This is a genomic window from Rhizobium tibeticum (assembly GCF_900110205.1).
In the GTDB taxonomy this organism is placed as follows: domain Bacteria; phylum Pseudomonadota; class Alphaproteobacteria; order Rhizobiales; family Rhizobiaceae; genus Rhizobium; species Rhizobium tibeticum.
Map to the genome: position 1 here is coordinate 1 of NZ_FOCV01000071.1, position 13,685 is coordinate 13,685.

Annotated in this window: 12 protein-coding genes and 1 pseudogene; 2 read left to right on the forward strand and 11 right to left on the reverse strand. The window is 53.2% G+C overall.

The window, feature by feature from the left end; all coding sequences use genetic code 11:
- On the forward strand, positions 1-230 hold a 230-nt coding region (locus tag BSG20_RS32990), incomplete at its 5' end, for a tyrosine-type recombinase/integrase (protein ID WP_177309919.1).
- Positions 231-343: 113 nt separating this feature from the next.
- Positions 344-488 (forward strand): annotated as a pseudogene (locus tag BSG20_RS32995) (transposase domain-containing protein); the annotation flags it as partial.
- A 35-nt stretch (positions 489-523) separates the two neighbouring features.
- Here the strand turns inward: BSG20_RS32995 and BSG20_RS33000 are convergent.
- From BSG20_RS33000 to BSG20_RS33055, 11 genes are all read right to left on the reverse strand, one after another.
- Positions 524-1,762: an ATP-grasp domain-containing protein gene (locus BSG20_RS33000; RefSeq protein ID WP_167371650.1), complete on the reverse strand. Its 1,239-nt coding sequence runs from the start codon at positions 1,760-1,762 to the stop codon at positions 524-526.
- Positions 1,759-3,048 carry an MFS transporter gene (locus BSG20_RS33005; protein ID WP_083540059.1) on the reverse strand — a complete coding sequence of 430 codons (1,290 nt, stop codon included), beginning with the start codon at positions 3,046-3,048 and terminating at the stop codon, positions 1,759-1,761. The genes BSG20_RS33000 and BSG20_RS33005 overlap by 4 nt, the downstream gene beginning before the upstream one ends.
- A complete protein-coding gene (locus BSG20_RS33010; RefSeq protein ID WP_072382052.1) occupies positions 2,996-3,961 on the reverse strand; it encodes an L-histidine N(alpha)-methyltransferase in 966 nt (321 codons plus the stop codon). The genes BSG20_RS33005 and BSG20_RS33010 overlap by 53 nt, the downstream gene beginning before the upstream one ends.
- A gap of 38 nt (positions 3,962-3,999) precedes the next feature.
- The gene (locus tag BSG20_RS33015) at positions 4,000-4,929 is read right to left on the reverse strand and encodes a Gfo/Idh/MocA family protein (protein WP_072382050.1); all 930 of its coding nucleotides are present in this window, start codon (positions 4,927-4,929) and stop codon (positions 4,000-4,002) included.
- Positions 4,926-6,008: an Ldh family oxidoreductase gene (locus BSG20_RS33020; protein WP_022719350.1), complete on the reverse strand. Its 1,083-nt coding sequence runs from the start codon at positions 6,006-6,008 to the stop codon at positions 4,926-4,928. Before BSG20_RS33020 ends, BSG20_RS33015 begins: the two co-directional genes overlap by 4 nt.
- The gene (locus BSG20_RS33025) at positions 5,996-7,279 is read right to left on the reverse strand and encodes a M20/M25/M40 family metallo-hydrolase (RefSeq protein ID WP_167371649.1); all 1,284 of its coding nucleotides are present in this window, start codon (positions 7,277-7,279) and stop codon (positions 5,996-5,998) included. Before BSG20_RS33025 ends, BSG20_RS33020 begins: the two co-directional genes overlap by 13 nt.
- Entirely contained in the window at positions 7,257-8,123 is an 867-nt protein-coding gene (locus BSG20_RS33030; RefSeq protein WP_072382045.1) for a sugar phosphate isomerase/epimerase family protein, read from the reverse strand. Before BSG20_RS33030 ends, BSG20_RS33025 begins: the two co-directional genes overlap by 23 nt.
- Positions 8,120-9,235, reverse strand: coding sequence for a DegT/DnrJ/EryC1/StrS family aminotransferase (locus BSG20_RS33035; RefSeq protein WP_072382044.1), 1,116 nt, complete (start codon positions 9,233-9,235; stop codon positions 8,120-8,122). Before BSG20_RS33035 ends, BSG20_RS33030 begins: the two co-directional genes overlap by 4 nt.
- Positions 9,232-10,350, reverse strand: coding sequence for a DegT/DnrJ/EryC1/StrS family aminotransferase (locus BSG20_RS33040; protein ID WP_072382042.1), 1,119 nt, complete (start codon positions 10,348-10,350; stop codon positions 9,232-9,234). Before BSG20_RS33040 ends, BSG20_RS33035 begins: the two co-directional genes overlap by 4 nt.
- Positions 10,331-12,739, reverse strand: coding sequence for a diaminobutyrate--2-oxoglutarate transaminase (locus tag BSG20_RS33045; protein ID WP_072382040.1), 2,409 nt, complete (start codon positions 12,737-12,739; stop codon positions 10,331-10,333). The genes BSG20_RS33040 and BSG20_RS33045 overlap by 20 nt, the downstream gene beginning before the upstream one ends.
- 663 nt (positions 12,740-13,402) lie before the next feature.
- A partial coding sequence (locus tag BSG20_RS33055) for a DDE-type integrase/transposase/recombinase (RefSeq protein ID WP_143147588.1) occupies positions 13,403-13,685 on the reverse strand: 283 nt, incomplete at its 5' end.

Genomic DNA, 13,685 nt, shown 5'->3' on the forward strand with positions numbered 1-13,685 from the left:
CTCATGTCTTGAGGCACAGCGCTGCCATGGAACTGCTACAGGCGGGCGTGGATTGCTCAGTTATCGCCCTATGGCTCGGCCATGAGACGGTCGAAACCACGCTGACCTATCTTCACGCGCATCTTGAACTGAAGGAAACCGCGCTCGCAAAGCTGAAGCCGTACGAACGCGCCAAGGCCGAACGATTCCGACCGAACGACCGGCTTCTGGAATTCCTGAGCGCCCTCTAAACATGAGACTATGCCGAGTGCCCACAACAAATCTCCGGCGGAAAGGACGAGAGAAGCGCGTTCCAACTGGTATGTTGGAAGAAGTGCTCGGCATAGTTCGACGGTCGGCATAAACGCCGAAGCTCAACGACGTCGATCCCGCAGGCCTGGCTGGCCGACGTCCTCGCCCACATCGCCGATACGCCGCAGAACCGGCTTCATGAACTGCTGCCGTGGAATTGGCAGCCCCGCCAGATCCTTATGGCCTCGGCCGCGTGAACAGCGCGCGGAACAGTTGGTGCATGCTCATAGCGTCAGACCATCGCTTCGTATTCGAACTTGGTGGACTCAACAAAATTGCTTGCGGCCTCATACGCGTCCTTCCCAATGTCAGAGATCGCGAGCGCATAGCCGATCCTGTCGATGTCCCGCGTGACCACAGGGGCGACTCCGGGCGTTTGTATATAGATTTCAGACCGCAGGATCGCGTCCGGGCGGGGTTCGGGAAACGTGACCCTCATCACGCGCCCAGGCTGCGGCGTGTAGAACCGAATCGCCGCTCCGCTGCCAGTACTGTGCATGCTCTCCAACGCTTCGGCCGCCCTTACGACTTTTTCGTCTACAGACCCACGCTCTCGCACACCCCATTCGATCAAGAGGTTGTGGACGTCGATGCCTGTCGAGTGACGAATGAGCTGAGGAATAAATCCACCCGGCAGACGGTTCTGAGATTCGACTATTTTGATTGACTCGCCGTTGATGCGTATTTCCGTCCAGCATGGCCCGTCTTCGATCCCAAGCGTCGATAATGCACGACTGAGGGTCGCAGCGATTGCGCTTCTTTGCGCTTGCGTCACTTCGCCAGGCACATACTGCCCAATTGAAACCCAACTACCATGACCTATCGCCGGATCGTGGAATATTCGGACGATTCCAATGATTAGAAGTCTGCCGGTAAATGAAAACGTAAGAATTCCAAAATGCGTACCCTCTATGAACTTCTCTGCCAGAATTGCTTGCCCTTTACCCTGCCAATGTTCGTCCCAATAGCGCTTCGCGTCGTGAAGATTCTCTATCTTCTTCACCAAATAACTTCCAACCGAGTTTGTCGGCTTAACTATAATCGGATATTCTACTCTGTCAGCAAATGCGGCAATGCCGTCAAGTGAATGCACGCGTTCGAATTCTACGGCATCGGACTTCTCGGATTGGAGGGCAGTCCTCATCAAGGATTTGTCCTTTAGCTGCGCGGTTGCCTCCGCACTTGCGCACTCCAATCCCAAGGCTGCTGCAATCGTGGCGCCAACGATAAGTGCGTCATCGGACATCAGGAGTGCGCCATGGAAGGGATCTTCGCGGTGGATTGCAGCAATCATGTCCGGAAGTGACGGGTCCGCATATTCCATCAAAAGAAGGCGCTCTGGCCTGTTAGTTGCATAGTTGTCGTAACAGTAGGCTCTGTCCACCACTGTAAAGCGAGCTAAACTTCTTTTTTCAGAGGCGAGAAGCCATTCGGCAGCGCCAAAAACGACAAGATGTTTGGAAACGCTCATAGTCGATTCCCCCATAGTTTCCTCCTGCGCTCGCCGACAAATCGGCACGCACTAAACACTGTGAATACGATTGACGCAAAGACGATGATAAAACGCGGGAAGGCTTCGCCAATCCCATAAAGGACAGAGCCCAATGCTGTGCCACCGCTATAGACATAGAAGTAGATGCTAACCAATTTACCCCGCGATTGTTCATCCGCCTCAAGCTGCACCAAAACGAGCGCAAGTGTTGCGTTCATCGCTAGTGTCAGCCCAAAGGCGAACATTATGAGTGTCAGGATGGCATTCGACTCCGCCCAGATCATCGCGATGGCAGACACACTGAGACCAAGAGCGGCGGGACCGTTGATCCGACTTGCGTTGGAGGGCGAAATCCACCCGAGAAGTATGAGGCTGGAGAAGAGACCGCCGAAGGTAAAGGCAGAGGTCAATGTGGCGATGAGCGCAAGATCGGCCGTTCCACGAAGAGATGCGACGATACCGGGAAGCAACTCACCTATGGGTCTGAAGAGCATGCAAACGATTGCAAGCGACGCGAGCGTCCCAACGATGGGCGCAGTCACTTGAGGGGACCAAGCACGTCGCTGGCCTCCGACACTGCCTCTCTTGACACCCACGGCGGATTGGAAATTCTGTGATATTTTTGAGATTACCGCAGTGTAAATGAGCAGCACGATCCCGTTGAGTAAAAATATTATCCATGGACCGATAGCTTCTATCAGAATATATACTGATACTGGCGCAATAAAGACCGCAATGGAGTAAGACACGCTGTTGATGGCAATCGCCTTCGGTAGCAACTCTCTGCCTACCATCATTGGCGTAAGCGAGAATGCGGCCGGCGTCAAAAATGCTATAAGGGTCCCGTTTAGGCACCACAGGATAATCGCCGGGGTCGGTCCCAAAGCGGATGCAGCAACGGTTGATAGCAAAAATGCGACAACGGCAAGACATCGCTGGACGCCAATGACGATGTGAAACCGGTTCGTCTTGTCGGCCACGATTCCGGCTATGTAGCCCAACCAAATGGTAGGGGCCATTTCTCCAATTGGAACGAAAGAAAGCATACCCATTGAGTGCGATGATTCCCAAACAATCCAGAGCAATGCGAACCGTTGCGACCAACTGCTCACAAGTTGAAAGAAGTTCGCACACACATACAGTCGGAAGCTGCCAACTCGCAGTGGCGACAGGACAGTGCGCAACCACTCAGCTTGCGCTATCCGGCCGATACTAGCCATCGAGCCCGGACGCGCCGCTGACCGTTCTGTCGTTACGGCAAACATGACGAAAAAGGCTCACGGCAAACCACGCGTTGTCATCGTGAAATTCTTCAACCAACTTGAATTTTGCAAGTTCCAAAAGTTGCTCAAGGTACCCCATCGGGAACTTCCTCTCGATTTCGGTGAGAATACGCTCTCCGGCCTTCACCGAAACCGTGAGCTTGAGTTTTGGTAATGTGAACGTCGTGTCTCTTAAGGCCACGAGATGGGACTTCATCGTGAACCCCTCGGGATAGTAGGCAGCTTCGTGGCGAAAAGCGGAGATATCGATGTTTCCAGCGTATTGATTATTAAGGTTCGACAGCACGTTCAGGTTTGTCTTCGCAGCCACCCCGTTCTTGTCGTTATATGCTGCAGTCAGTAATGCGGGGTCCTTATCGAGATCATGCCCGATCAAGATGTAGTCGCCATCACGCATCCCGGTTCGGCACATGTTCATGAACCGAAGAATTTCATCGTCGGTCATGTTGCCGATGTTGCTGCCGAGGAAGAAAAAAAGGCTGGGCTCCACGCGATGAGCATGCATAGGAATGGTTGCCGCATAGTCACCAACAAGCTTCACCGTGTTCAAAGTCGGCAACCTCTGACTCAGCCGTTGGCTTGCTTCTTCTACAATGAGGCCATTTATGTCAATCATATTGAGCAGCGGGTACCGCATCGTGGAGATCGAGGTACGCAAGAACATTTCGGTTTTCTCGCAATTCCCACATCCGAGATCGACGAAAGTCTCAACACGACATGCTTTCAGTATTTGCTCAGATTGCCTTTCGAGAATCTCTTTCTCGGTACGATACAGGTAGTATTCTGGTTGCTTGCATTGCTCCTCAAACAGACGCGACCCATGGTCGTCATAGTAGTAACGGCACGGAATTGATTTTGTCGCATTCGACAGACCGTCCAATAGATCCTGACTCATTGATGTGCCTCGCATGATCCAACCTACTCATTTCTGCTTCAGTTCCTTATCCCGGAAGCAGATAATTGCTGATACGTTTTGCTAACCAACCGAACGCATGCGGCAGAGCTGTAGTTCACCGTACTTCTGTTGGCGACATGATGAGCAAAATGTTCTAGGATACCTACGTATTCGTGATAGAGAGAGGATTTGAACTTTGGGAACCCGTTGAGAAGATCTACTTCTCGTGAAGTTCCATCTGAGTTTGACAGCACAATTCGCTTGTCTTCCCCGTTGGGATAAGCCCAATCCAAATAAATATGAACCGGCAGTCCAGTTTGGCTGCGCAATTCAATTGTGGCGGCTATATCAATACCGCAATCATCGAACTCGGCGGAGGCTGCGAAGAGATCGATGTCGCCTACGATATGCATCGCTAGATCGAAAGCGTTCGGGCCGTTGTCAGCAATGCAGCCACCTCCGCACGCAGCGGGGTCAAGGTACCAACTGTCATTTCCTGCGTGCTGCCGAATATCCTCCTTGTAGTAGATCGAAACGGCTGCGATGCCTCCATTGTCGGTTGTCCGAAGGCTCCCGACATCTTTGACGTGTCGGTTGTATCGACGATGAAAAGCAGTGAAGAGAATTCGTTGGTGTCGCACAGCCAGGGAGATAAGCCGTCTGGATTCAAGCTCGCCCATAACTAGCGGCTTTTCGCAGCAAACGTGCTTGCTCGCAGCGAGGGCGAGCTTGCATGCATCGAAATGAAGATTGTTCGGAAGATTCACTATGACGGCGTCAACGCATTCTGCTCGCATCAAGGCTGTGTAGTCCGCGAACTGTTCGACCTCATGCCGCCGACCAAACCCGTCCAGCTTGGCTTCCGAACTATCGCAGACAGCAGTTAGTCTCAGAGAGTTCGATCTAGTTAATGCAGCGAGGTAGTAGTGAGAAATCACTCCTAGGCCTGCAATGCCAACACGGATCATTGTCCGATCTCCGCTAGAGAAACAGCTCCTAACGTTGACGCATGCCAATTGAGGGCGGCGACCGTCGGAGCCGGAAGGGGAATACCGTGGACGCCTCGTTCGAGTGCAATTTTCGCGTCGGAATGTCCTGGATAGGTGAGTGCCTCATGCCCCTCAAAGACAGGTTCTCCCAATAAGGAGGAGAGAAACCTCTCCATTCGCTCGGCAAATATGGAGCCCTCGAGAAATGCACTCACATCGAGCGCAAACAGGAAGTGTCCAATGCTGTTTTGCTCATCCTCGAACCCCAAGGAGACACTCGCCCCCGAGAGTACACCAGAGAGCACTTCCACCAAAAGCGAGAGTCCAAGCCCCTTGTGGCCACCCGTAGATCGTTGCCATCCACCCAACGCAACCAGGAATCCAGAACCTTCCAAATATGAGTGGGGATCAGTCACGGGTTGACCGCTCTGATTGACCATCCAACCCACTGGAACCTCTTCTCCGAGGTCCTTTGCGAGTTTGATTTTTCCGCTGGCGACTACCGTCGTGCTCATATCAAGTACGAAAGATGGCAAGTCCCCAGCGGGTGACGCAAATCCCAAAGGATTGGTGCCGATGATTGCTCGGCGTGAACCCTGTGCGTACCCGACAGGACGATTTCCCAAGTTCGTCAGTGCCAACCCGATCATTCCCGATTGGGCTGCCATGCGCGCGAAGTATCCGGCTGCCCCGAAATGACTACTGTTCATAACTGTCACGGCCCCGACGCTATGTTCGGCAGCAAGTTCGATGGCCGCTTCCATCGCGCCTTTGGCTGCGAGAAGTCCAAGCATGCCTGACGCATCGAACGTCGAAATTGCGCCTTTCTTCCTCACCCTTCGGAGCGTGGATGATGGAAGAATGGATCTATCACTTAACGCTTTCACGTAGATCGGGAGAAGATTACAGACCCCATGCGAATCCAAGCCGTGAAGGTCAGCATAAAGTAATACGTCGGCGGCGGCGGCGGCTTGCTCAGACGAGAACCCATATCTCAGGAAGGTCACTTCAGTTAGCCTTCTGAGAGACTCGGCATCGATTCTAATCACGTTTGACATGCTGCAGCCCCAGTCACTTCGTATGATGCAATAAACAAGAGCGCTGCAACTTGATCCGCGAACTGGTCGAGATCGGCGAAGTCAATATGTTCGGATGAGGTGTGTGCCCCGTTCGTTGACAGCGAACCGGGTCCCCACATAATTGAATATCCTCGCCCTTGACCCCACATTGCATCGCACGTGAAAGTCTCGGCATCGTCGGCGTGACGTTTTATTCCTGCGTCAGCGAGTTTTCTTTCCCAGTCTGCGTTACGATTGGTGAGGACTGGCAATCCGCTCTTGAGCCAGCGAACGGTGAGAATCTGATCAAGTCGCATTGCCGTACGAGTGAAGACATCAATGCCGCCGAAAATATCTACGAAGCGGAAACCCGCGGTTTCAATCGCGCTAGTTACTGCGGACTTCACAAGCTCGCCTGATCGTGTCGTGCGATACGAGAAGTTGAACTGCGCTCTGCCGGTTCCGTACACCCGGTTATGCATGTCACCTGTAGCAACACCGGCGAGTGTCATGCGCACATCAGTCCGAGAGCAAATCGGCCCCATTTGTCTCGCCAGTTCTGCGCATAAGTAAGAGAGAATCAGACTCGCATTGTCTCCTCGGTGGGGTGCGTCGTCGGTGGCTCCTTTTCCGTCGACAAATAATTCCAGGGTCATCGAACATGTCGAGGAGTCAAAATACGCGCCGCCAGATGGAATAGCGAAAATGTTCAGCGAGCCGTGATAGCCCAACTCCATCAGTTGCTTGGTGCCATAGACGCCCATGGCGCCTCCCTCTTCGCCGGCAACACATTGGATAAGCAGGCGAGGGCGACGTTTCTCTGGTGGGTGGTTGGCTGCCCAGCGTTCGATTCCTTCCAGGATTGCTACGCCAGGCCCCTTGTTGTCTGCAGCACCCCGCCCATGGATACCGCCTCGGAGGTTTCTCACGGGGAAAAAAGGGCCGACCGTATCCATATGAAAATTGAACATTACGTCCGCGCAGCCATGGATGTCCTGTGATCCCAACACAATCGAGGCTTGGTGGGCGAAGAACTCTGGCCCCATTTCTTCCGCTCTACGCTTCACCGAAACGGGGGCTTCACAGTCCAGTGTTGGCACATGCCGATACAGCGTTGTGAACCCAATTCTCTGAGCTGCCGCAGCGTACAAATCCAGAGCTCGAGGAAGATCGCAGCATCTGCCTGACTCCATCGGCGTGACCGTATCCACCGAGATGAGTTCGCTCAGCAAATCTTTATGATGCTGACTAAACATGCTGCGTGATGCCATGCCAGACATCCCGAACTAGGTCGCCAGCGCTTACGGCACATTCCGTATAAAGGCCTATGCGTCGATCGTTCTCTGGGTCTGCTCTACCGGCGTGCGGGAGCACTGCTAGATGGGGTTCGATAGAGAAAACTCCTCTGTATCCGCTTGAGAAAAGTAGCGCCAAACATGCCGCGACGCCGGCATGTCCACAGCCAGCGCGACAATAAGTGACTTCGCCTCCAGACTTCATACCATCCTTAATGTGGACGTGATCGACGAAGTCGACGATGGGCCGTAAGAACGCGAGGGCATCATATCCGTAGGCGAGCCCGTTACCCGTATCAAATAGCAAACGCAGATTGGTGCTATCGACGAGCCGAAGCATCCGAAGAGTATCGGATGGCGATCTACCGGCAAAACCATCACAATTTTCGTGAAGAAGCATGATCCCGTGCTCCTTGGCGCGATTTACAAAAACGAACAACCGCTCGATAGCGCGCTCCTGCCAATCATGCGCCGAAAAAGTGCCACGCGAATACGACATGATCCGCACTGACTTGCAGCCCAATGCATGACAAATATCAGCAAGTCGGTCGATTTCGGCTAGTTCATCATCGAGTGGATACTCAACTGTTCTCGACCAGTTACCGATTCTCGAGTCGAGGCAGTCGACGACGAAATCCGCCTGTTTAATGCGGGCTATCAGGGCACTGACCTCAGATTTTCCCAATGCGTCAATCGGGGAGCCGTCGACGGACCTGAGTTCAATGTGCGAGAGGCCAATGGCTTTGTGAGTGGCAATCTGTACTGCGATCGACGACGCAGCTTCATCGGCAATTCCCGACATGGAGTAGGGTGACTTCATCTGCAGGCGTTTCCGAACTCAAGCACACCGTTGATCACATGGTTTACCTCGGCATCCGTCAGCTCCGGATACAGTGGCAAACAGACAGCCTGCTGGCTCATCTGAAGGGCCACAGGCAACGACGCTCCTTTCTCCACGAAGTGCGCGAAAGCCGGCTGGTGGGGCAGGGGTGCCTGGAACCCTGTTTGGGTTTCTATTTTGAGATCGAAAAGAAACTGCCGCAAACAACTGGCATCTGGATGCCGAACGACATATCGATACGGGACTCGCTCTGGTTCATTGCAATGCTGAAGGCCAACTCCGGCGACGGTGAAAGCCGCGTCGTATCGTTTTGCGATCGCCCGACGGCGCTCGATCCTCTCCACAAGAAATCCCATCTGTATCGCGAGGTAGGCAGCATTCACTTCGTCCATACGGCTATTGTGGCCGCTTACGTGGTGAACAAAACGCGTCTTTCCATCCTGCCCATGATTCCTGCGCATCCGGCAGAGACTGGCAACCTCTTCTCGGTCTGTGACAATCATCCCGCCATCGCCCAAGCCGCCAAGCGGCTTCGCCGGATAAAACGAGTACACGCCAATGTCACCGAGAGTTCCCAACGGGTGACCTCGAAGCTTTCCACCAAAACTGGTCGCGCTATCTTCAAGAATATGGATATGGTCCGGCAATCTCGATCGCAGCAGAGGAATGTCGCAAACACCACTATAAAGATGCACTGCGATGACGGCCTTGGTGCGTATCGATTGCGCTGCCACAACTGCGTCAACGTCAATTGACCAATCGTTCGCCTGGATATCGACAAAGATCGGTGTCGCGCCGGCCGCTACGATCGAATTTGCTGTGGATGAGTATGAATATGCGGGGGCAATAACCTCATCCCCTGGGCCAATGCCTAAGGCCTCGAGGGCTATTTGCATGCCCGCAGACGCAGAACCAACGGCCACCGTTTTAAGATCCTCAGACCCAGCAAACGATGCCACCTGCCTCTCAAAGAAGTCGACTGATGATTTCAAAATGAACTCACCCTTCTCGCAGTGAATGAGCAGAAGATCGGGCAAGGCGTTGGGCAGCAGAGCGGCCGTTCTTGCGTAATTGAAGAAGGAAACGTTCATCTGGATGAGTAGAACGTGGCAATGGCTTCAACCGTATATTCAATCTGAGCCTTTTGAATCTCGGGATGGATAGGAAGTGCGAGTGCCTTGGATGCAGCGGTTTCTGCGACAGGAAAGCAGCCGACGCGATACCCCAAGTCCGACATGGCAGGCTGCAAATGAAGAGGCATGGGATAATAGGTTTCTGTGACGATCCCCTGCGCAAGTAGAAACTTTGCCAGTTCATCCCTTTGTTCAACCTCGATCAAATAGACGTAGAAAACTTCCTCACCGCTCTTCACGTATGCGGTAAGACGAGGCAACTGAACGTCGGGCACTTGCCCGAGTAGTCGAGAGTAACGTGCCGCCACTTCTTGGCGACGCTCGATATTAGCTTGGAGTGTCCGTAACCTGTGAGAAAGTACGATCGCATGCCAGTCGTCCATACGGCTGCAAATGCCGCGTCTAACAGCAAGGCCTGACCCGTCCCGCCCGAGATCTCCCGTCTGACGCATCGCGACCGCCAGTTTAGGATCGTCCGTGATAATCGCTCCAGCGTCTCCTAATGCGCCCAATGTTTTTGTCGGGAAGAACGACAGTACGCCAGCTGATCCAAACCTGCCTGCGTGCACGCCATTCTGAGTCATCCCGATTGCTTCGGCACTATCTTCAACAATGAGAACTTGATGTCGCGTGGCAACCTCATTCAACGCCTGCATGTCGGCCATCTGACAGAAAAGATGGACGACCATGATTGCTTTCGTGTCCCGCGTAATTGCCGCCTCGACAGCAAGCAGGTTCAAGGCGTAAGTTGGGGCATCGATATCGACGAACACTGGAGTCGCGCCAACTTTTCGAATGCAGGACACGGAAGAAAAAAAGGAATAGCACGGAACAATAACTTCATCGCCCGGTCCGATGCCAAGCGAGCGAAGAACCAGCTCTAGGGCGTCCGAAGCATTGGACGTCGCAATTACATATTTTGCTCCGGTATAATCTGACAGTTCTTTCTCAAAGCGCTTGACCATAGGACCATTAACAAGAGTGTCCTGCTCAACCAGAAGTGCGAACTCACGTCTGAGATCGGGAGTAAGGCTCCGCATCTCCTGCGTATTGCTATAGAATGGCACTAGCATGCGGCCGCCCGTTTGAAACATTGCTATCAAGATATTCGAACGAACCAATCTGCTCGACGCTTTTTCGGGTCATTGCGAACTCAATTACACTCGCTATTTTCTTATGCGCCGGCAGCGACATGGCGCGTACGAGACTTTCGTCGCTCGGCCCTAACTCGGGGTGGAAATGATTGTATGCAAGCTCGATAGAACGCGTCAGCGGATCATCAAACATTGAAGTGGCAAACAACAGCTCGCTGCCTTTCCGCAACTGCAGACTAGATATGTTGTCGTCCGCACTGGCCGGGAACCACCCTTCGATTGTGACCCCGGTGCTCATTTCTATTGAGATGCTGCGTTGGCGAACTGGATGCGCGAGGCTAGAAAACACCGTGGAGTGCACGTTACCAGAGTGGCGAAGCACCACACGAGCAGAGCCCATTGATGCTATCCTTGAGCCGTTTGGCAAGATCATATCCGCTATTCTACATTCCTCGACATGCCCATCGCCTAATAAATGCAGTGCCAATGCAAGCTGATGGGGTAACTCCACCTCAGCAATATGTTCATCAACGTTTTTTTGACTACGGGCTATCCTAGATTTTGTTTGCACCAACACAGCTGAGATTGCGTCTCCGAGCTCCTTGCTTCGAAGGAAGGCTCTGATGCAAGCGGTCAGGGCGCTGCAAGGCCAATTTGAAACAACCAGAATTCGTGCGCCAAACTGCTCTTCCAACGAGAGCAGCTGATGGTATTCGTGCTCCGAAAGCGCAGCCGGCTTTTCCACCAAGATGGAGCGATAGCCTCTGTCGAGTACGGCCCTTACAGCAGCGGCTCTATCTTTTGGGGGAATGCAGATATGACAAACGGTTGGATGCTGCAGATTTACCGGAGGCAACACATCAGTTGCCCGATGTCCGTCTTTCTCTGCGAGATTTCTGCGATCGCTTGATAGATCGACCGCGAGAATGTCAACAGTGGTCGACAGCGACCCCGGTCGTGAAGCCCATAGTTTTTGGATGCATTGCTCGTGAAGGTCGCGGCCAGCATGTCCATAACCGACTATTACCGTAGCGACGGGAAGTCGGCCGCTGGTCGACCACGAGTGTATTGTATCTCGACTGTTCATGCTGCAGTTGCCGCCCGTTGCCAGTCGCCTAGATGAGGAATGCACCTTATTCAATGCGCTCCGAACAATCTGCAAACCGTCATCAAACTCGGATCTGCTAATCCTGAGCGGCGGCAGAATTTTAAGAACTTCGTCTTTTGGTCCGCAGGTTTCGATGATCAAACCGTCTTGGAAGCACGCCTCTTTGACCGCTGCACAATCTTGAGTGTTTGAAAAATCAAGACCAAGCAAAAGGCCTTTTCCCTTCGCGGACAGCCCATACTGCTCCGCTACGGTTTCAACGACCCCTCTTGCCAGCGTGGCTTTTTCCTTGACCTCCTTTGCAAAGCGATCATTAGACCAATATCGCTTAAGCGCAGCGGCGGCGGTTATAAAAGCGTGGTTGTTACCGCGGAATGTTCCGTTGTGCTCGCCTGGATTCCAAATGTCATATTGGGGCCGAATGAACGCGATAGACATCGGGAGGCCAAAACCCGAAATAGATTTCGCCATGATCACGATATCAGGAACAATACCGAGATCTTCAAAGGAAAAGAAATTTCCGGTTCGCCCGCACCCAGCCTGTATGTCGTCGACAATCGTGAGGGCGCCGATCTCATGGGCTAGTCGTTGCATTCTCTGAGCCCAGATCGGTGAGCACACATTGGCACCACCTTCGCCTTGGACTGTCTCAAATACAAATGCGGCCGGAGCATCGATCCCACTGGAAGAATCCAATAGGAGTTTTTCTATTTGACCCGCAGTGTCAACGGTGGGTCCAAAATAATCGCAGTAGGGTAGATGAGTAACTTGCGTTAGAAGGGGCTTTGACGATGCACGATGCGATGAATTCCCGGTCAACCCCATAGCACCCAATGAACGCCCGTGGAAGCCATTGGTAAAGGCGATCACATTCGTTCGACCGGTGAATTTTCGTGCGAGCTTTATCGCCGCTTCGACAGCATTAGCTCCAGTAGGCCCGGTAAATTGAACATGAAAATCCAGTTGACGGGGAACAAGGATCGCATCTCGCAGCGCCGTGAGAAAACCTGTCTTTGCTACGGAGTGCATATCCATTCTCATCGCAACTCCGTCGCTGAGTATGTATTCCATGAGCGACTCGCGAATTGGCTCGCAATTATGCCCGTAGTTAAGCGATCCACAGCCCGATAAGAAATCAGGATAGGGGCGGCCCAGCCGATCATACAGATAGGAACCTTTCGCCCGCCCGAATTCTACCGGATAAGCACCTCTGTATACGTCTGGAATATTTTTGCCGCTGAATATAACGGTCTCAGACAATTTGCTCCTCCTTATAAATTCCTGACGCAAATTCAACAAGCGGCGAATGTGGCTGACCTAAGCCAAGGGTAATCTTGACACGATGTACACTTTGCCGGGCTGGAAGTTCGTGAGGGGCTCGCCACGCCGCCAGTTTTCCACTTGAATCGAAGGAGCCGGGGACCCCATCTGCAGCACCATGTAGCCCTCCAAAGCTATTGCCAAAGGTTGCGCGACTTTATGCGCGAGCTTGTTTCCCTCGTAGAGAGGGGGCACACCGGTTCAAGGGAAGGAGAGCATCGCTCGTCTTGCGCGTCTGCACGCAGCCCTCACTCAGTGTTGCCGAACCTCAATGTGCAAAGGCCATGCCAGCGCGCTCAGCGCGCAGCAAGCGCATGATTATGCTTGAAAAGCCTCCAGAGTGCCCAAGATGGCCGGTTGTACTGAACCTGACATTTTTGCTGCCGCTGTCAGGTTTCGGACACGCATCACCCGCTTCGCCGCCAGAAAAGCGTGGCCATCCGCACCGTTCCCGAGGGCGTTGTTGCGTGGATCACCCGGCGACTGATATTGAGCGGTGGTTTTCAGTCTCCTGATCCGGATTTCGACGATGCCGCACACGTTCAATGGCATCGTAAACTTAACGGATGAAGGCCAGCGAAAGACGCCATCCGCAGCTATCTCTCATGCTCGGGCAATTTTCGCCCACAGGCTCATCGCCGCCGTGCGCAGTTCGCGATGGTGGCCGGAGGAGATGTCGTGGCGCGGGATTTGAAATAGGTTGGCGATCGGATCATGGATGGAGACGAAGCGTTGTAGATGTCGCTGTGACTTGAAGCGCTTCATGATCCGCTCTCGCCGCCGGACTGGTTGGTGAGAATTCTCCGCCCGATTATTCAACCCTTTGTGGGAGCGATGCTCTACACCCGGCATGATCTCTCGCTTTGCTGCGCCGTAGGACTGCAGC